17 protein-coding genes are annotated in these 18,122 nt (G+C 54.8%); 11 read left to right on the top strand and 6 right to left on the bottom strand.

The features are described from left to right. Positions 1 to 244: 244 nt before the first annotated feature. A complete protein-coding gene (locus EE896_RS01340; protein WP_140916345.1) occupies positions 245 to 1,087 on the top strand; it encodes a 23S rRNA (adenine(2030)-N(6))-methyltransferase RlmJ in 843 nt (280 codons plus the stop codon). A 6-nt stretch (positions 1,088 to 1,093) separates the two neighbouring features. Further along, on the top strand, positions 1,094 to 1,912 hold the full coding sequence (locus EE896_RS01335) for a CPBP family intramembrane glutamic endopeptidase (RefSeq protein WP_140916343.1): 819 nt from the start codon (positions 1,094 to 1,096) through the stop codon (positions 1,910 to 1,912). Here EE896_RS01335 and rnz read toward each other — a convergent pair. Next, positions 1,909 to 2,820 (bottom strand): ribonuclease Z, encoded by a 912-nt coding sequence (gene rnz, locus EE896_RS01330; protein WP_003852112.1) that lies wholly within the window; start codon positions 2,818 to 2,820, stop codon positions 1,909 to 1,911. The two genes, EE896_RS01335 and rnz, sit on opposite strands and share 4 nt — an antisense overlap. 128 nt (positions 2,821 to 2,948) lie before the next feature. Between rnz and gorA the strand changes: the two genes are divergently transcribed. Continuing rightward, entirely contained in the window at positions 2,949 to 4,301 is a 1,353-nt protein-coding gene (gene gorA, locus EE896_RS01325; RefSeq protein ID WP_140916342.1) for a glutathione-disulfide reductase, read from the top strand. A gap of 57 nt (positions 4,302 to 4,358) precedes the next feature. Here the strand turns inward: gorA and EE896_RS01320 are convergent, their stop codons facing one another. Next, positions 4,359 to 5,489, bottom strand: coding sequence for an ROK family transcriptional regulator (locus EE896_RS01320; protein WP_003852110.1), 1,131 nt, complete (start codon positions 5,487 to 5,489; stop codon positions 4,359 to 4,361). Positions 5,490 to 5,789: 300 nt separating this feature from the next. Between EE896_RS01320 and EE896_RS01315 the strand changes: the two genes are divergently transcribed. The 7 genes from EE896_RS01315 (at position 5,790) to EE896_RS01285 (ending at position 12,850) form a co-directional block, all read left to right on the top strand. Continuing rightward, entirely contained in the window at positions 5,790 to 6,563 is a 774-nt protein-coding gene (locus EE896_RS01315; protein ID WP_008926320.1) for an inositol monophosphatase family protein, read from the top strand. Between the two features lie 255 nt (positions 6,564 to 6,818). After that, a complete protein-coding gene (locus EE896_RS01310) occupies positions 6,819 to 7,955 on the top strand; it encodes an ABC transporter ATP-binding protein (protein ID WP_050556837.1) in 1,137 nt (378 codons plus the stop codon). Continuing rightward, the gene (locus EE896_RS01305) at positions 7,952 to 8,821 is read left to right on the top strand and encodes an ABC transporter permease (RefSeq protein ID WP_008926322.1); all 870 of its coding nucleotides are present in this window, start codon (positions 7,952 to 7,954) and stop codon (positions 8,819 to 8,821) included. The genes EE896_RS01310 and EE896_RS01305 overlap by 4 nt, the downstream gene beginning before the upstream one ends. Beyond that, the gene (locus EE896_RS01300; protein WP_105099948.1) at positions 8,818 to 9,654 is read left to right on the top strand and encodes an ABC transporter permease; all 837 of its coding nucleotides are present in this window, start codon (positions 8,818 to 8,820) and stop codon (positions 9,652 to 9,654) included. The genes EE896_RS01305 and EE896_RS01300 overlap by 4 nt, the downstream gene beginning before the upstream one ends. Before the next feature lie 31 nt (positions 9,655 to 9,685). Continuing rightward, positions 9,686 to 10,789, top strand: coding sequence for an extracellular solute-binding protein (locus EE896_RS01295; protein ID WP_033743318.1), 1,104 nt, complete (start codon positions 9,686 to 9,688; stop codon positions 10,787 to 10,789). Between the two features lie 37 nt (positions 10,790 to 10,826). Next, complete coding sequence (locus EE896_RS01290; protein WP_003852105.1) at positions 10,827 to 11,573, top strand: glycerophosphodiester phosphodiesterase family protein; 747 nt, start codon at positions 10,827 to 10,829, stop codon at positions 11,571 to 11,573. Positions 11,574 to 11,770: 197 nt separating this feature from the next. Next, complete coding sequence (locus EE896_RS01285) at positions 11,771 to 12,850, top strand: porin (RefSeq protein ID WP_052250662.1); 1,080 nt, start codon at positions 11,771 to 11,773, stop codon at positions 12,848 to 12,850. A gap of 117 nt (positions 12,851 to 12,967) precedes the next feature. Here EE896_RS01285 and EE896_RS01280 read toward each other — a convergent pair whose 3' ends face one another. The 4 genes from EE896_RS01280 to EE896_RS01265 form a co-directional block, all read right to left on the bottom strand. Then, positions 12,968 to 13,900, bottom strand: coding sequence for an alpha/beta hydrolase (locus EE896_RS01280; protein ID WP_003852102.1), 933 nt, complete (start codon positions 13,898 to 13,900; stop codon positions 12,968 to 12,970). Between the two features lie 167 nt (positions 13,901 to 14,067). Further along, positions 14,068 to 14,412: a hypothetical protein gene (locus tag EE896_RS01275; RefSeq protein WP_008926325.1), complete on the bottom strand. Its 345-nt coding sequence runs from the start codon at positions 14,410 to 14,412 to the stop codon at positions 14,068 to 14,070. A gap of 22 nt (positions 14,413 to 14,434) precedes the next feature. Next, positions 14,435 to 15,781, bottom strand: a complete 1,347-nt coding sequence (locus EE896_RS01270) for a cation:proton antiporter (RefSeq protein ID WP_078805108.1) — start codon at positions 15,779 to 15,781, stop codon at positions 14,435 to 14,437. Positions 15,782 to 15,842: 61 nt separating this feature from the next. Further along, the gene (locus EE896_RS01265; RefSeq protein WP_008926326.1) at positions 15,843 to 17,045 is read right to left on the bottom strand and encodes an MFS transporter; all 1,203 of its coding nucleotides are present in this window, start codon (positions 17,043 to 17,045) and stop codon (positions 15,843 to 15,845) included. A gap of 93 nt (positions 17,046 to 17,138) precedes the next feature. Between EE896_RS01265 and EE896_RS01260 the strand changes: the two genes are divergently transcribed. Next, positions 17,139 to 18,107: a LysR family transcriptional regulator gene (locus EE896_RS01260; protein ID WP_105099945.1), complete on the top strand. Its 969-nt coding sequence runs from the start codon at positions 17,139 to 17,141 to the stop codon at positions 18,105 to 18,107. The last annotated feature ends 15 nt before the right edge of the window (positions 18,108 to 18,122 follow it).

Genomic DNA, 18,122 nt, shown 5'->3' with positions numbered 1-18,122 from the left:
TTTGCGGCCGGTTTACCCGCCTGAAAACCGCAAACTCAGCTCGTCACCCTGAACCGCACTCTGCAATCCCGATTTGTTATCACGCTTCTGGCCCATCAGCGGGTCATCCCTGATATAATCGCCGATTCTCATGCTTTTCCTGCGTCGGTTGCTGTGCGTCGTTCTGTGGGTAATACGTGGGGTAATAATTGGTATAAATTGATTTTCCATCAATTAAAACCTTATACATTCAACAGGATAAACAATGCTGAGTTATCGCCATAGCTTCCATGCTGGCAACCACGCCGACGTGCTGAAGCACACCGTTCTGAGCCTGATCATCACGGCGCTGAAAGAGAAAGAGAAACCGTTTTTCTACCTGGATACCCATGCAGGCGCAGGTCGCTACCAGCTGAGCGGCGAGCACGCCGAGCGTACCGGTGAATATCTGGAAGGCATCTCACGTATCTGGCAGCAGCCCGATGCGCCGGAATTGCTGCAGCCCTATTTTGATGCGATTCGTGCGCTGAACCGTAGTGGCACGCTGCGCTACTATCCTGGCTCGCCGCTGATCGCCCGTCATCTGCTGCGTGAAGATGACAAGCTGCAACTCACTGAGCTGCACTCCAGCGACTATCCGCTGCTGCGTAACGAATTCAGCAAAGATAACCGCGCGCGCGTCGATCGTGCCGACGGTTATCAGCAGTTAAAATCGAAGCTGCCACCGCCGTCGCGTCGCGGGCTGGTGTTGATTGATCCGCCATATGAAATGAAAAGCGACTACCAGGCGGTAGTGAAAGGCATTCAGGAAGGCCATAAACGCTTTGGCACCGGCGTCTTTGCACTGTGGTATCCGGTGGTGTTACGCCAGCAGATTAAACACATGCTGCGCGACCTGGAAGCAACCGGCATCCGCAATATTCTGCAGATCGAACTGGCGGCCCGTCCGGACAGCGATCAGCGCGGCATGACGGCCTCTGGCATGATCGTGATTAACCCACCGTGGAAGCTGGCCGATCAGATGAATACCCTGTTGCCGTGGCTGCACAAGAAACTGGTTCCGACCGGAACGGGTCACTATGCAGTGAATCAGATCGTTCCTGAATAAGTCCTCATGTGGATTCTGCTGGCAGGTGCGCTGGGCGCCCTGCAACCCGCCCGGCGGCTGGCGCTACTGCTGTTAGCGCTCGCCGCGCTGCTGGGATTTTATCATCAGGTTCTGACCTGGCCGGTCTTGCCGCTGCTGGGCGGGATCGCCGCACTGGTCGCGCTGCGCCGCTTTGACCCGATCCGTTCCCGCCAGCAAATCCTGAGCGAAGCGCTACTGGTGCTGATTTCGCTGGGCTTGTTTCTCCATCTTTTCCCTGGCTTTAACAATCCCCTCCAGGTCGATGAGGTGCAGACGGGTGCCCGGAGCCTGCCGTTCAGTTTCTCCTTCAACGCCGATAAAGCGCTGATCCCCTTTGTGCTGCTGGCCTGCCTGCCGACGCTGTTCCGCGCTCGTGCCTGCCCGCCGCGTTATCCGTGGATTGCCGCACTGACGTTAATCACCGCCGTGCCGCTGCTGCTGTGTAGTGCCGTGCTGCTGGGTGGTCTGGCATTTGAGCTTCACAATCCACCGTGGCTGCCCGCGTTTATGCTGGCGAATCTGTTCTTTGTCTCGCTGGCCGAAGAGGCGCTGTTCCGGGGCTATCTGCAACAGCGGCTGAGAGAGTCGCTGGGAGCGATGCCCGCGCTGCTGATCTGCTCGCTGCTGTTTGGGCTGGCACATATCCAGGGCGGCGTGCTGCTGGTGGTATTCGCCTCCCTGGCCGGGCTGATTTACGGTCTGGCGTGGCACTGGAGCGGCCGGTTATGGCTGGCGACCGCCCTGCACTTTGCCCTTAACCTCACCCATCTGCTTTTCTTTACCTATCCGGCACTGCATCACTAAACAGTGAATACGGCCAGATCCGAGGCCAGCTCAGTGCGGGGAAAAATCGTCTGGCACTCCGCCAGCAGGCGGCTCATGTCCTTTGCCAGATAGCGGGAGCTGAAATGGGTGGCGATCAGCCGCTTTGCCCCGGCGCGTTTTGCCACGTCGGCGGCCTGCAGGGTGGTGGAGTGCCCGCGTCCGTTGGCTTTCTCCATCATCGCCGCCTCCAGCGTGGTTTCATGCACCATCAGGTCAACATCCGCCGCCATTTGCAACGCGACGTCGGTCGGTGCGGTATCGCCAAAAATGGCCAGCTTTTTGCCGGGTGTCGCCGGGCCAAGATAGTCAGCGCCGTTGATTACCCGCCCATCTTCCAGCGTCACACATTCCCCCTGCTTCAGCTGCTGGAACCACGGGCCACGGGGCACGCCTTCCGCTTTCAGCCGCGCGGCATCCAGCAAGCCGGGTTTATCGTGCTGTTCAATGCGATAGCCAAAACACGCCACCGGATGGCTCAGCGGCCAGGCACTGATACGAAACTCACCGTCATCCAGCGTCCAGCCCGCCTCAATCTCAACAAGGCTCAGCGGGTAGTCGGTGTAGGAGCCGCTGATCGACAGCGCCGTCTCAACAAAGGTCTTTAATCCTTTGGGGCCATAGACCGTCATCGGTGAGGTCAGTCCGGCCATCGACCGGCTGGTGAGTAATCCCGGCAGCCCGAAAATATGATCGCCATGCAGATGGGTGATAAAAATCTTGTCCAGCTTGCCCGGTTTCAGGCTCGAGCGCATAAACTGTAATTGCGTGCCTTCCCCGCAGTCAAACAGCCAGGTTTCACCACTCAGCGCGCGGGTAAAAGCAATGGAGGTCACGTTACGTTGCAGGCTGGGAGCACCGCCGCCGGTGCCAAGAAAAGTAAGGTGCATGGTATGCTTCCCTGTAAGCGAGTGAAAAAACAGAACCCTATTACAATCATAGGCGCAAACTTTGCGTCATTTCGACCTCCAGCGTTACACTCAACCCCAATTTTTTATGCAACCGGATGGATACTTCAATGACCCGACATTTCGACTATCTCGCCATTGGCGGCGGCAGCGGCGGCATCGCCTCAATTAACCGTGCAGCTATGTATGGCCAGAAATGTGCCCTGATTGAAGCAAAAGAGCTGGGCGGCACCTGCGTAAACGTGGGTTGCGTGCCGAAAAAAATCATGTGGCACGCTGCACAAATCGCCGAAGCTATCCATCTCTACGGGCCGGATTATGGCTTTGACACCACGGTGAATAGCTTCGACTGGGCCACACTGGTGAAAAACCGCAGCGCCTACATCGACCGCATCCATAACTCTTACGACAACGTGCTGGGTAAGAACAAGGTTGAAGTGATCAAAGGCTTTGCCCGCTTTGTCGATGCGCACAGCGTTGAAGTTAACGGCGAGATTATTACGGCTAACCATATTCTGATCGCCACCGGCGGTCGTCCGGTTCACCCCAATATTCCGGGCGCGGAGTACGGCATTGATTCCGACGGTTTCTTTGAGCTGGATGCCCTGCCAAAACGCACCGCCGTGATCGGCGCGGGCTACATCGCGGTCGAGCTGGCCGGCGTGGTAAATGCGCTGGGCTCAGAAACCCACCTGTTCGTGCGTAAACATGCACCACTGCGCAGCTTCGATCCGCTGCTCACCGAGACGCTGGTCGAAGTGATGAACACGGAAGGCCCGGCGCTGCACACCGAATCCATTCCAAAAGCCGTGATTAAAAACAGCGATGGCAGCCTGACGCTGCAGCTGGAAAACGGCAGTGAATATATTGTCGATTGTCTGGTCTGGGCGATTGGCCGTGAGCCAGCCAACGATAACCTCAACATCGAAGCTGCGGGCGTGGCGCTGAACGACAAAGGCTATATCAATGTCGACAAGTTTCAGAACACCAATGTCTCAGGCATTTATGCTGTGGGTGACAACACCGGTGCGGTTGAGCTGACACCGGTGGCGGTTGCCGCTGGCCGTCGTCTCTCTGAGCGTCTGTTTAACAACAAACCGGACGAGCATCTGGATTACAGCAATATTCCGACCGTTGTCTTCAGCCATCCACCGATTGGTACCGTGGGACTGACTGAGCCACAGGCGCGCGAACAGTATGGCGATGACCAGGTGAAGGTCTACAAATCGTCGTTCACCGCCATGTACACCGCGGTCACCCAGCATCGCCAGCCGTGCCGCATGAAGCTGGTCTGTGTGGGTGCCGATGAGAAGATTGTTGGTATTCACGGCATCGGATTCGGCATGGATGAGATGCTGCAGGGCTTCGCCGTGGCACTGAAAATGGGTGCGACCAAGAAAGACTTCGATAACACCGTGGCGATCCACCCGACCGCAGCGGAAGAGTTTGTGACAATGCGCTAGTAACTCACCTCATGCGCATCCGTTACCCGCTGAAACGTTGTTCTGCGGGTAACGGCCTTAATTAAAATAGGTTTCCCGCAACGGCGTCAGTGCCGCGCCCAGTGCCGAACTGTCTCCCTCAATGGCGCTTAGCAGAATATCCGGATATTCTGCAGAAATGTCCCAGCGTTTACCCGAACACGTCCGCGGCATGGCTAAGAACATTTCGCCCAGCTTACGGGGAATTTCGCCTCCTAATATAATGGCCGCGGGATCGATCACCGCATTCATGGCATCCATTGCCCGATGCAGGTTTGGCGTTACCTCTTCTACCCACTGTTGCGCAATCGGCCAGGCCGGATCGAATTTATGATTGAGATCGCGAATATCTTTAATTTCAATACCGCCGTGACGTAACCGATCGATCAGGATCCCCAGAGCCGGCCGCAGCTTGCCCTCTTCCGGCGTAAAAATACGGCTGATCTCCCCCGCATTACCAAATGCACCCTGGAACGGTTTACCGTTAATCACGATGCCACCGCCGAATCCATAATTAAAAGAGAGATAACCAAACGTATCGTATTTCAGCCCGGCGCCTAAAAAGGCTTCAGCGTGCGCCGCCGTCGTGGCGTTATTTTCAATCCATACCGGCCGATCAAATAACATGGTAATTTCACGACGCAGATCGATCCCCATCCAGTTTTTTAAAGGTTCAGGCGGATTGAAATACTTTCGGGAATCATAAAGAAAGCCCGCCATGCTGTATCCCACACCACAGACTTTTTCTGGCGAAATACCGTATTGTTTTAAGGTATCCAGATAGTGATGTTTGATATTGAGTAAGGTACGGGCAGGGTCGCGCGGATGCGTATCCAGTACGCAGTATTCTGTAATACCGCCCCGGAAATTAATCAGGCTGGCGGCAACACTGTCTGAGTTAATAGAGATACCGTAACCATAACGTGCATTCGCATTCAGTGATAACGACGGGCTGGGCTTGCCTCTTCCCTGGGACGGCGATTCCCCCAGGCTGAGAAAGCCATTTTCGGTCAGCGTATCAACAATACGGTGAACAGATGACTGATTCAGAATGGTTTGCGAAACCAGTGAGGAGCGGGAAATGCCATCGTTACGGCGGACAAGCTCCAGAATGAGTTTTTCACTGCGATTAAGTTCGACATCATGACCAGCGGAATATCCATGAACCACAGCGTTGTCCTCACCATATTTAATAATGGGTTCTGTTAATACCCTAGCATGCTTTTATGCATGACGAATAGTAAAGGGCCCTGCCTTTATGTTTTCGTAAAATGTGCTGATTTTCAGCCTCTCCTGCCCTGCTTATCGCGATCATAAAAGCATCATAATAGTGAAACATAGCAGAGAGACACTCTAATATCATGCAGTAAGCATTATATTAAAAGCGAGCCTGATGTCCGGATGGGTATTTTCGCTGTGCACTGGGTTTTGCCTCCATACACACGCTTCTTTTTATGCATCAGGTAAACAATGGAAACGCGCTTAAAGGTTGCTGAACGTATCGCACAAGAGGCTTCACTTTTGGCTCTGGACTATTTCAGACAGCTGAGTGAATTAGAGGTCTGCGAAAAAAGGCCGCAGGATGTCTTCAGTGAAGCCGATCGGGAAGTGGAAAATCTGATCCGGCAGCGTCTGGGAGATCATTTCCCACAGGATCCTGTTATCGGTGAAGAGTATGGCGGTGAGCTCAGCGCCAGCTACTGGTCTGTTGATCCTATTGATGGGACCAGTAACTTCCTGCGCGGCTCGTCATTGTGGGGGATTTCTGTTGGCTATGTGCAGGATGGCGAGCCGGTTATGGGCGTGATCGTCCATCCCGTTTTAAACCTCATGCTGAGCGGCGGCAAAGAGAGAGGTGTTTATCTGAATGGTGAACCCTTTGAACGGCCTGTGATCGCCGGGGGGCTTAAAACCGTGGCGATTGGAGACAGTCCATCATGGGATTTCACCCATCAGCTCTGTATTGAAAAGGCCTATCGGGACGACGGCTGGAATGTTGTGCGCTATCGCTGTGCCACCGTCGGTTTAACCTTTAGCGTGCTGGGTTACGTCGACGGTTATCAGGAATGTTTTAGCAGCATGTGGGACGTTTCTGCGGGCTATGCCCTCTGTAAAGCGGCGGGACTGGATGCGCATCTTGCCGGCACACAGGAAAAAAGCAGCACACATGTGAGTGTCGGCACGCCCGAAATGAACCGCCTTTCTGCCCGGTTTATCCCTTATCCTCGATTTACGCCTGCCTGACCACGCATTGCCCCGGACTTACCTTATCACTGCATTTCAGGACAGCGTCTCCCCGCTGCCCTGCCCGCTGTGCGCGCTCTGCCAGAGCATCTTAACCCTCTGAACTTAATATTAATCATAATGCATTAAAATAATTAGCGCGTTAAACATACGATTTCAAATAAACCTTACATTAACCTGTTAAATATAGGTTTTAAAAACTTAATAAATTCTTAACCTCTCTGAAATTGCTTAAATTCACTACGCCTGATTATTATGCGCATCGCATTAATTAAGAAATCCCTGGCATTTTATGACGGAGCAGACCACGTGAACACGCTAGAAATCCACAATGCCATGCTGACATTTGACGATTTTGTCGCGCTGAACGGCATTTCACTGCAGGCCAAAAAAGGGCAATTTGTTTCCCTGCTTGGCCCCTCTGGCTGTGGCAAAACCACGCTGCTTAAAGTCATTGCCGGCTTTTACAGTCTTGATAGTGGCGAAGTACTGATCCACCAGCAGGACATGCATCATGTCAAACCTGAACATCGCGACACGGCGATGTGCTTTCAGTCCTATGCGCTTTTTCCTCACCTTTCCGTTGCTGAAAATATCGGTTTTGGCCTCAGGCAGATGAAGATGGCAAAAACGGATATTCACGATCGCGTAGCGCAGACCGCTGCTCAGGTATCACTCAATGCGCATTTGCCTAAACTGCCGGCGCAGTTATCCGGCGGTCAGCAGCAGCGCGTGGCGCTTGCCAGAGCGCTGGCCGTGCGTCCGGAAATCGTGTTGTTTGATGAGCCGCTGTCAAATCTGGATGCCAAATTACGGGACAAGGTACGACTGGAGATCAGACAGCTTCAGCGCTCCCATGGATTTACCGCCATTTATGTTACCCATGACCGTGCAGAAGCCCTGTCGATGTCTGACGTTGTGGTGGTCATGAATGCCGGAAAGATCGAACAAATCGGTACGCCGGATGAGATCTATTATTCCCCGATAAACCGCTTTGTCGCCGGTTTTGTCGGTCAGGCTAACGTGATGGAAGCCCGCGTACTGGACGGAGATAGCAGCAGCGGTATTTATCGTATTGCGTGTGTCATGGGCGAAATGGAAATACACAGTCACCAGCCGCCCGTCTCGGACAAGGTCTATACCTTCTGGCGTCCTGAGGATGCCCTGCTGAGCGAACAGGATACGGGGAAAAACACCCGGGCTTTTGAGATCGGTGCCGTGAGTTTTCTTGGCAATATTTCTGAACTCCAGGTTCATCCGATTGGGCATGAAGAAACAGACTATCAGTGGTGTATCCAGTTAGTCGGCAAAAACACCATACAGGAAGGTGATCGGGTTAACTTCTCCATTGCGCCAGACAGAATCCGTTTTTTACAGGAAAGCTGTTCATGAAAATGCGCAACCGCAACAGGCTTAGCTGGCTGCTGGTTTTGCCTGCCGTCGCGCCGGTCGTGCTGACGCTGGTGCTGATTGTCATCATGGCGCTGGCGCAGTCCGTTGGTCTGTTTAATTTTGGCGCGCCGGCGCATTTCACACTTCAGTACTGGCAAACCATCCTGAACGACAGTCAGCTTTGGCGCGCGACAGGCTATTCACTCAAAATTGGCGTCATCAGTGCCGTTCTGTCCGTCGCGCTGGCGCTCCCGCTGGCACTGTGGCTGAGAAAACCCTTTCCCGGCTCAATGCTGATGGGCGGTTTGCTTAAAGCCCCGCTGATGGTGCACGGACTGGTTGCCGCGCTGCTGTTTATCAATCTGATTTCGTGGCAGGGTTTTATTAACCTGGGGTTACTTAAACTGGGGATCATCTCTCACCCCATCAGGATGCAAAATGACCGCTGGGGAACGGGCGTGATTATTTTGCAGGTCTGGAAACAGCTTCCCTATGCGCTGCTGATTATTACCGGCAGCCTGCGCGCGATTGGTGACGAAATTTTTAATGCCGCGCGGGATTTGGGTGCCGGCAGAGCTGCCCGGCTGTTACAGATCATTCTGCCTTTATCTATCAAGTCCGTTCAGGTGTCGCTGGTGCTGATTTTCATCGGTGCATTAGGTGACTTTTCATTCCAGGTCGTTGCGGGGCCGACCAGCGTGTTCTCTCTTTCGCAATACATGCTGCGCTTCCCCGAAATCAGCGCCCAGGGCTGGAATCTTGCCGCGGTTGTCGCCGTGATTTTAATGCTGGCGGCTTTTGTCGGTGCAGTCGTGCTTGCCGCCCTGGCGAAGTGGCTACAACAAGCCGGAGAACAGCGATCATGAAAGCCAGAGAGACCTTATCCCCGCTGCGAATCGTCATGATGATCATTATCACCGCCCTGTTTATGCTGTGGCTGGTCATTCCCTTTATGTTGACCGTCCTGTGGTCACTGGTCGATAAAACCCATCCGTGGGCATGGCCAGATGCGCTGCCGCCGGTTGTCTCACTGGGCCGTTGGGTGGAAGTCTGGACCACGACCGCGTTACCGCAGGCGCTCAGGAACAGCTATTTACTGGCGGCAACCGTCTCGGTCTGCACGCTGATGCTGTCTCTGCCTGCCGCGTGGGCGTTTGGCAGAATGTCGTTTACGGGCAAACATTTTTTACAGAATGCGATCTTATTGCCGCTTATCGTTCCGGGCTTTGTCGTGGCACTGTTTTTTTCCATGTTGCTTAACGTGGCGGGCATTCACAGCCGGTTTGGCGGCATTTTGCTGGGGCATATTATTATCCTGATGCCTTATGCCGTGCGCATTCTCACCCTGTCGTGTTCGCAGATACGCCAGGACACGCTTGATGCGGCACGGGATATGGGCGCTTCGGTGATAAACCGTTTTTTAGTCGCCTGCCTGCCCACCATCAGGCCGGGAATATTTGCCGCACTAATTATTGTTTTTACGTTATCAATAGAAGAGTTCGCCATAAGTTTCATTGTTGGCTCACCCGATTTTATTACCGTCCCGGCCATTCTCTATTCTTATCTGGGTTATAACTTTATTCGACCCAATGCGGCGGTCATTTCTTTAATGCTGGTTGTGCCAAATGTCATTTTAATGCTGATTGCAGAAAAATTACTGACAAGAAATCCTGTCGCCGCCTTTGCAGGAAAAGGCTGACAGTCTTTAATTCGCGTTATTGGGGAAACATATGTTCAGATTCGTTGCTGCAATATTATTGCTGGCCGGGGCTTTCTGTAGCCAGGCTCAGGATTTAACTACGATGAACTGGGAACAGATTGTCGAACAGGCGAAAAAAGAAGGGGAATTAACCTGGTATCAATGGTATTACCAGGACCGTTTAAAAGAGCAGGTCAGCCTGTTTGAAAAACAGTACGGTATTAACGTTACCCTGTCTGAAGGCACACTACAGGGTAATATTAATAAACTCATGGCAGACCGGGGACGGGATACGGGTGACATTGATCTGTTTTCGATTGGCGGCGGGGCATTCGGGACCGTATCACCTCAGAAAACGTTTTTTGGCCCGATTAATACACTGCTGCCGGCAGGCAAAACCCTGAACTACACCATTGAGGGAACGGACAGTAAAGGCTATGGCGTGGCATTTTGGGGCAACCAGACCGGTCTGGCCTACGATTCGCGCCGCCTGAAAGAAAGTGAGTTACCGCGAACATTGCCGCAGATTACGGCCTTTCTGCAGCGTCATCGTCAGGAGTTTGGCTTCAACGTTGAAAACGGCGGATCCGGCCCGGCCTTTATTGAATCGGTGACGCGCACACGGGTACCGGGTTTTGATTTCACGAAAGGCGATGCGGATCTAAAAAGCCTGACGGCTCTGCAGCCGGCCTGGAACTGGTTCAAACAGCAGCGCCCCAACTACATCATTACGGCCTCCAACGCCGACAGCGTCACCCGGCTGGTCAGCGGTGAATTCCTGCTGGTCCCCGCCTGGGAAGATTATCTGGTGGGATTAGAAAACCACGGTGAAGTCCCGAAAACGATCCGGCTCTATATCCCCGATTTCGGCATGCCCGGCGGCGGAAATATGGTGGCGATACCTGTAAACGCCCCCCATAAAGCGGCAGCGTTGCTGTTTATCCACTGGCTGACGCTGCCCACCACCCAACGGCTGTTTCAGCAGGTTTATGGCATTACGCCTCAAAACAAAGACGTAAATCGTGATGCCGGACTGATTAACAGCAAAGAGCGTATCCATGGCACCCAGTTCATGCCTAAACCGCTGGGTGATGAAGTCAGAACCGAATTTTCTAACCAGGTTTTGCTCAGGTAGACCTGCGATATAACCCTAACAGAAGGTAACGCCAATAATGTCGACCCAAAAACACCCTGCACGTGTAGTGAACTCCCGTCTGATTGCCCATCGGGGAGCACCGCTACTGGCACCGGAAAACACGCTACCTTCGTTTCTGGCGGCGGTGGAACACGGCGCAACGTGGATAGAGGTGGATGTCAAACTCACCAAAGATATGCACCCGGTCATTATTCATGACGATTCCGTAAACAGGACAACGAATGGCAAAGGCTATGTGGCGAATCTGACCCTGGATGAGATCCGGTCGCTGGAGGCTGGCGTATGTTACGGCCACCTTTTCAGGGGCGTTAAAGTGCCTACACTGGCTGAAACAGTCGGCTTTGTACTGGATAAAGGCGTCGGGCTACAACTGGAAATCAAACCCACCTCCGGGCAGGAAGTGGAGACGGCGGAGATTGCGATCGCTCAGTTGAAATCACTGTGGCCAGCAAGCGAGAAGAAATTATTCATCAGCAGTTTTTCTGAGATTTCGCTGCAGGTTGCCGCACGGCTTATGCCTGACGTACCCCGCGGGCTGGCGGTTTGCGTCCCGCCGAAAGACCCCGCGGCGCTTCTCGCCAGAACAGGTTGCCAGATCCTGCATTTCCTGGGTGACTTCGCGACAGACGAAGACCTGGCGCGACTGGCCCGTTCAGGTATTGAATTCGCGATTGCCACGATCAATGACCCGGTTCTTGCCCGAAAATATATTGATGCGGGCGCGCAAACCGTATTAAGCGATATACCTGACTTAGCCTTTTAATAAAAAATCACCAGGAAATACGCTACCAGAATGTAATAACACCAGGGAAAGTCATTATAAAAAATGGCCATAACCTTTATGGCCGATATCACCATTTCATGATTTAGCGATTAAACAATACGAATGTGAGATTGAAATAAATACCGTCCTGAGCGGTAACCTCCTCATGCTTCAGCTAACTGAAAAGGGCAGATGATATGCACAATAAAATAAAAACAGCCGCGCCGTATGCAATGTTTTTTATGGTCTCATTCTCTGCATGCTCCGCTGGAATTTATAATAAAGATGGAAATAAGCTCGACCTGTACGGTAAAGTCGATGCGCGCCATGTTTTCTCAGATAATATTGCAGAAGATGGCGACAACTCTTATGCACGCCTGGGTTTTAAAGGTGAGACGCAAATTAATGATCAGCTTACCGGTTATGGTCAATGGGAATACAATTTCCAGCTGAATCACAGTGAAGGCGGTAGCGACGCGCAAACGGGGAATGCCACACGTTTAGGCTTTGCAGGTCTGAAAATGGTCGACTTCGGCTCGTTCGATTATGGCCGTAGCTTTGGGGTACTGTATACCGCCTCCGCCTATACGGATATGGCACCGGTCTACGGTTCCGGCACCATGACCACTAACGATAACTTCCTGTCAAAACGCTCAACCGGCCTCGCGACCTGGCACTCTCCGGAGTGGGGTGGATTAAATCTAACCCTGCAGTATCAAGGGAAAAATGACCGCGCAACCGCCAGACTGGCTAACGGGGATGGTTACGGTGCTGGCCTGACTTACAACATTACCGATGGACTGAGCATTGCGGCGGCAGGGATGAAAGCAAAACGGACGCTGACTCAGCAAGCTGACGGTCAGGGAGACGATGCCACCGCCTGGGTAACCTCTGCAAAATATGATGCCAGCCAGATCTATCTGGCCGCCATGTATGGCGAAGCCAGTGACGTTACGCCTTATGGACAGCTGGCACAGGTCGCTGACAAAACCCATAACGTTGAGGCAATTGCGCAGTACCAGTTCCTGAACGGTTTGCGCCCTTCAGTCGGTTTTGTCACGCAGCGTGGCGAAAACCTGCAGGGCGCAGGAAATTTTGCCGGGGGCAGTCAGACGATGCAGAAATATATTGCGGTGGGCACCTATTACTATTTCAACAAGAACATGCTGACCTACGTGGACTATCGCATTAACCTGCTGAAGGAAAACGACTTTACGCGTGCCACCGGCATTTCGACGAAAGACAGTATCGCTATGGGCCTGACCTATCAGTTTTAATCAGGCGGCCTCTGCCTGCACACAAGCTTTAACCTGTGTCGCTTCAATCCTGAAAATCGCTACTGTCGCGAGGCCGGCGAATGCCGGCTTTTTTTACGTCAGTCGCAAGGGGAAGGGTTACAGGGATGAGTCGTGCATGCCCAGGTATGCAACCTGACGGAGGTTTTCCAGCCACTTAACATACGCCTGATCCCATAACGCCGCGGGCGTGCCCGCCTTGCCAAGACCAAATCCATGTCCGCCTTTGCTGATTTGAATCAGCTCAACCGGCACGCGGTTGCGGCGACAGGTGTCGCGCATCAGCTCGGTGTTAAACGGATTTGAGGTGTGATCGTCCTCGGCCTGCGCCAGAAACGTGGGCGGATATTGCCGGGTGACATAGTTCTGCACTGACCAGTTCGCCTCATCCTGCGGCGTGGCATTTTTGCCGACCATCATCAGATGGGTATTAGTGTGCTGATAAGGCGCTTCCAGGGTAATAACCGGATAGATCAGGCCAACACTGTCGACTTTCGGCACCACTTCATCCAGCGGATCGATGGCCGGATACGATGCAAAATCTGGCCGCGCTGCCGCCAATCCCAGCAGATGTCCACCTGCCGAGAAGCCCAGTGCATGCACTTTGCGCTCAAAAGATCGCACCAGCCGGATGGCACGCTGCGCATCCTGCAGCGGTGCCAGCCGTCCCGCCTGCCACTTCTCATGCGGCAACCGGTAGCTGAGCACATAGGCGGTATAGCCACTGGCATTGAGCCAGCGCGCCACCGGCCAGGCTTCGCGGCCCATACCGATCCAGCGATAACCGCCGCCTGCAGCGATTAATACGGCTTCACCATTGGGGTTTTCCGGTTTAAAGCGCTGAATGGCCGGACTGACGATATTTGACCAGGAACCGGTGCTGTTAATATTTAACTGGCCGGATGGGCCGCCGCCGCCGGGCGGATCATCCGGCCAGAGGGGAATAATGTCATCGCGGGCAAATAATTTGCCGGTGGTCATGGAGAGCCCGAGCGCTCCCGTGCCGAGAATAAAGCGTCGACGCGTAATCATAATGCCTGTTGTGTGAAGCCCGAAATGTCAGCAAACCGTTGCGGTAGGCTAAAGAAGTATGAACAAATGCAAGTCTGGTGCACTGGCTGGCGATTATGTACGCAACAGCCCCTGAAAAGCCATAAAAAAACGCGCCCGGCAGGCGCGTTTTATTTCATTCCGTCTGGTTAATCTTCCTGCTGGAACTGCGCCATCACGGCCTGTTCACACTGCTGTTCGTTGACGCGCAGTTTGGCACGCTCATCGTCCCCCAGTTGCAGCCAGGCACTGGCCACTTCACGCGCAGACTCTTCGTCGAATTCGGGCTGATTCATCGCCGACGGTGACTGGCCGCCCGCCACGGTCGATTTCATCTGCTCAACGTAATGATCTGCAGTGGCGACCTTTTTCTCGCCGCTGACGATGTGGCATAACTGACTGGCGTAAACATTCTGCTCAGTGTCAGTGTCATCCGCCGCCAGCGCGCTGCCGGTGGCGAGGATACTCAGCAGCACTATCTGAGTTACTTTCATTCTTAACTCCTGTTCGTTCGGGTTAAACCTTGCGCTGAAGGGCTTCGAGGCGCTTCTGACGCCAGTTCAGCAGCGGCGTCACGGTGGTGCCGTGAACCACCACGCTGCAGACCACCAGCGTTAACGCCATATTGGTCATAATTTCCATCTGCGGGCCTTGCATCCCGTGCGTCCAGGCATAGGCGATGTAGTTCAGACTGCCAATCCCCCGGATGCCCAGCCAGCCAATCAGCAGACGCTGCCCCAGCGGCAGTCCGGCTCGCATTGTTACCAGCCAGACGGCCAGCGGTCGCACCACCGCAAACAGCACCAGGCCAATCAGCACGCCGTAGATGTTCCAGTGCTGCGCCAGTGTGACGCCCAGCACCACCATCATGCCAGCCGCCAGTAAACGTTCAATAGTATCGCCAAAAGAGAGGGCGTCGCCTACTACAAACCCAATCGATTTGACCATATTCGTGCCGCCCTGATGCGCCAGACGCATGTTAGGATTCACCAGCGCCTCAGAGGGCAATATCCGCTCGTCGTCAGAGAGATCATCCGGCTGATGACGACGGAACACGCCCAGTTCTGCGCGGCGTAATCCCAGCCCGGCGGCAAAGGCAGCCAGGAAGCCGGAAGCACCCAGCCACTCCACCAGTGAATAACTCAGTGCTATCAGCGCCAGCGCCAGAAAATCATTGGGTGCGACATCGCCATTGGCATTGCGCAGTCGGGTCGCCAGCATGCCGATCAACTGCCCCAGCACAAAACCGATGATAAGACCGCCGCCAATCGCCCAGAGCACTTCGACCGCGCCCCAGTGCGCCAGCATCGCGCCATTCAGGCTTTCGCCATTGAACAGCAGCAGCGCCAGCATCAGCAGTGGTAATGCGGAGCCGTCGTTCATGCCCGCCTCGCTGGATATTGCCACACGCAGCGAGTCATCATCCTGCGCATCATTGACCGAGATTAAGCTCGCCAGCACCGGATCGGTGGGTGCGACAATCGCCCCAAACGCCAGCGCAATCGGCCAGTCTAATCCCACAAGGAAGTGTGCCAGCAGGGTCATCGCGGCGACGGTGAGCAGCATGGCGGGAAAGGCCAGCTTCAGCCCGGTGTGCCAGCAGTTGTTCTGCAGCGGCTGACGCAGCTTGAGACCGGTGATAAACAGCGAGGCTGCCATGGTGATTTCAGTGATGTGGGCCACGGCTTCGGAATGGGTAACGATATCAAGGTGGATAACATCAAATCCCCACGGGCCGCACAGCATACCCGCGATCAGAAACAGGCCAAATGAGGTGACTGGCCCCCGGTGAATCCAACCGGAAGCCAGCGACATCAGCAGCAGGAGGCCGCCCGTCGCTGCTGTCCAGGCTAAAAAGTTCATAACACTCCAGAATATTTCGGGTTTATGAATAAGCCTGGCACATTTTTTGACGGGCGAGGTGTCAGTTTTTCAGGTGACGACTGGCGAAGCGGACCGCGACAGCGGCTGCACCAGCTATGGTGGCGAGTGCAACCACGCCATTCCAGCCCCAGTGTGCCAGCGCCAGACTGCCCAGCGCCGCACCGGTCGCCATACCGATAAACACCACGGTAAACAGCAGCGCATTAAGGCGACTACGTGCTTCCGGGGCCAGGCCGTAGACCAGCGTCTGATGCGCCACCAGCGTGGCCTGTACGCCTAAATCAAAGCCGATAGTACAGACGACTATCAGCGCCAGCTGCGCCGGCATGGGCAGTAATGGCAGCAGGAACATCAGCGCAAAAGAGATCGTTACCAGCGCGGCACCCGCCTGCGTGACCCTTGCCGGACCAATGCGGTCAGCAAAACTGCCCGCCAGCGGTGCCGCCATGGCGCCCGCTGCACCGGCTAAACCAAAGGCTCCGGCAACGGCACTGTCCAGATGAAAGCGGTCGCTAAGCATTAACGCCAGTGTCGACCAGAAGGCGCTGAAGGCCACTGACAGCAGACCCTGCGCCAGCGCGGCCCGGCGCAGCGTCTGGTGGTGACGCCACAGATGCACCAGCGACAGCAGCAGGCGCGGGTAGCTTACCGAGGTACCCGGTGTGAAGCGCGGCAGCACACGCCACAGCGTCAGCGTAATCAGCAGCACCGCCAGCGCGGCAATCATATACATGGTGCGCCAGCCGAAATACTCCGCCACCACCCCACTGACCACCCGCGACAAGAGGATGCCAACCAGCAGCCCGGTCATCACCGTGCCGACCGTTTTACCCCGGCTGCGTTCCGGGGCCAGCGCCGCCGATGCAGGCACAATATCCTGCGCCACCGTAGCCGTCAGGCCGGTGATAAAACTGGCAATCAGCAGCGCGCTGAGCCCACCGGAAAAACCACACAGCAGCAGCGCTGCCACCAGCAGTAAGCCCTTGATAAAGATAATGGTGCGACGGTCATGACGATCGCCCAGTGGCGCCAGCAGCAGAATACCCAGTGCATAGCCCGCCTGGGTCAGCATCGGCACCATACCGACTGCGCCAATGCCTGCGTTAAACTGTTTGCTGATGATATCCAGCATCGGCTGGCTGTAGTAAATCGACGCAACGCTGAGTCCGGCACCCGCGGCCAGGGTAAACACCAGCGGTGTGGAGAGCGATTCATTTTGAGTCTGGGTTGATATGGCTGACATGCTGTAATCCTCTTCATTTCGTACAACCATTAAAGCGCATCGCGGTTATACGCGGTAGACTGATATCAGGCAAAACCGTTATGCGTGGTACGTATGAACAATCCTAACAGTAGCGATCGCATCGACCTGATGCAGACCTTTATCCGTATCGTCGAGAGTGGCAGCTTATCGGCCGCCGCGGCCCAGCTGGGTACGACACAACCTACCGTCAGTCGTCGGCTGCAGACCCTTGAGCAGCGGCTGGGGCTGAAGCTGATCCTGCGCACCACGCATGCGCTGAAACTCACCGATGATGGTGAACGCTGCTACGCCCAGGCACGGCAGTTGCTGGCGACCTGGCATACGCTGGAAGATGAGCTGACCGGCGCCAGTGCCGATCCGGTCGGTACACTGCGGGTTCGTGCCCCGCACGCCTTTGGCCAGGATCAGCTGATCGCCCCACTGGTGGACTATCTGCATCGCTATCCCCGGCTCAATATTGAGTGGATGCTGAACGATCGCACGCCCGACTTTATGGCCGAGAATGTCGACTGCGCCATTCAGGTCGGTGCGCCAACCGATCCCTCGGTGGTGGCGGTTCTGCTGGCCGAAGTGCCGCGCATTGTGGTGGCGGCCCCGCACCTGCTGGCACAGTATCCGCCCATAGCGCAGATTGAACAGCTGCGTGATCTGCCATGGCTGGCCCTCACCAGTTTTTACCGTAACGAAGTGGCATTGCAAAAGATTGACGATGGCCAGCCGGTGAATCTGGCGATTACGCCACGGCTGAGCAGTGACAGTTTATATGCGGTGCGCAAAGCGGCGCTGGCGGGCATGGGTGCGGCAATTGTCTCCTCCTGGGCGGTACAGGAAGATTTAGCCGATGGCGACCTGGTTCAGCTGGTGCCTGCGTGGCAGGCACCACCGCTGCCGGTGTGGCTGACTTATCCCTGGGCGAGTTACTACCCGGCCAGGCTGCAACACTTTTTTGCGATGATTAAAGAGGTGATGCCGCAACTGGCGGGCACGCGTCCGGCGTCGCAGCCAGCAGGTCGTTCAGGGAAAACAGATCGGAAAGGATAACGCAGAGGCCCGCGT

It is taken from the genome of Pantoea eucalypti, assembly GCF_009646115.1.
Classification (GTDB): Bacteria; Pseudomonadota; Gammaproteobacteria; order Enterobacterales; family Enterobacteriaceae; genus Pantoea; species Pantoea eucalypti.
The sequence above is the reverse complement of the archived record's forward strand: the minus strand, read 5'-3'. Positions and strand labels throughout refer to the sequence as shown.

Excerpts from the sequence above, each read along its gene's own strand:
- EE896_RS01340 (WP_140916345.1), top strand. The coding sequence starts at position 245 with ATGCTGAGTTATCGCCATAGCTTCCATGCTGGCAACCACGCCGACGTG.
- EE896_RS01335 (WP_140916343.1), top strand. The coding sequence starts at position 1,094 with ATGTGGATTCTGCTGGCAGGTGCGCTGGGCGCCCTGCAACCCGCCCGG.
- rnz (WP_003852112.1), bottom strand. The coding sequence starts at position 2,820 with ATGCACCTTACTTTTCTTGGCACCGGCGGCGGTGCTCCCAGCCTGCAA.
- gorA (WP_140916342.1), top strand. The coding sequence starts at position 2,949 with ATGACCCGACATTTCGACTATCTCGCCATTGGCGGCGGCAGCGGCGGC.
- EE896_RS01315 (WP_008926320.1), top strand. The coding sequence starts at position 5,790 with ATGGAAACGCGCTTAAAGGTTGCTGAACGTATCGCACAAGAGGCTTCA.
- EE896_RS01310 (WP_050556837.1), top strand. The coding sequence starts at position 6,819 with ATGCGCATCGCATTAATTAAGAAATCCCTGGCATTTTATGACGGAGCA.
- EE896_RS01305 (WP_008926322.1), top strand. The coding sequence starts at position 7,952 with ATGAAAATGCGCAACCGCAACAGGCTTAGCTGGCTGCTGGTTTTGCCT.
- EE896_RS01300 (WP_105099948.1), top strand. The coding sequence starts at position 8,818 with ATGAAAGCCAGAGAGACCTTATCCCCGCTGCGAATCGTCATGATGATC.
- EE896_RS01295 (WP_033743318.1), top strand. The coding sequence starts at position 9,686 with ATGTTCAGATTCGTTGCTGCAATATTATTGCTGGCCGGGGCTTTCTGT.
- EE896_RS01290 (WP_003852105.1), top strand. The coding sequence starts at position 10,827 with ATGTCGACCCAAAAACACCCTGCACGTGTAGTGAACTCCCGTCTGATT.
- EE896_RS01285 (WP_052250662.1), top strand. The coding sequence starts at position 11,771 with ATGCACAATAAAATAAAAACAGCCGCGCCGTATGCAATGTTTTTTATG.
- EE896_RS01280 (WP_003852102.1), bottom strand. The coding sequence starts at position 13,900 with ATGATTACGCGTCGACGCTTTATTCTCGGCACGGGAGCGCTCGGGCTC.
- EE896_RS01275 (WP_008926325.1), bottom strand. The coding sequence starts at position 14,412 with ATGAAAGTAACTCAGATAGTGCTGCTGAGTATCCTCGCCACCGGCAGC.
- EE896_RS01270 (WP_078805108.1), bottom strand. The coding sequence starts at position 15,781 with ATGAACTTTTTAGCCTGGACAGCAGCGACGGGCGGCCTCCTGCTGCTG.
- EE896_RS01265 (WP_008926326.1), bottom strand. The coding sequence starts at position 17,045 with ATGTCAGCCATATCAACCCAGACTCAAAATGAATCGCTCTCCACACCG.
- EE896_RS01260 (WP_105099945.1), top strand. The coding sequence starts at position 17,139 with ATGAACAATCCTAACAGTAGCGATCGCATCGACCTGATGCAGACCTTT.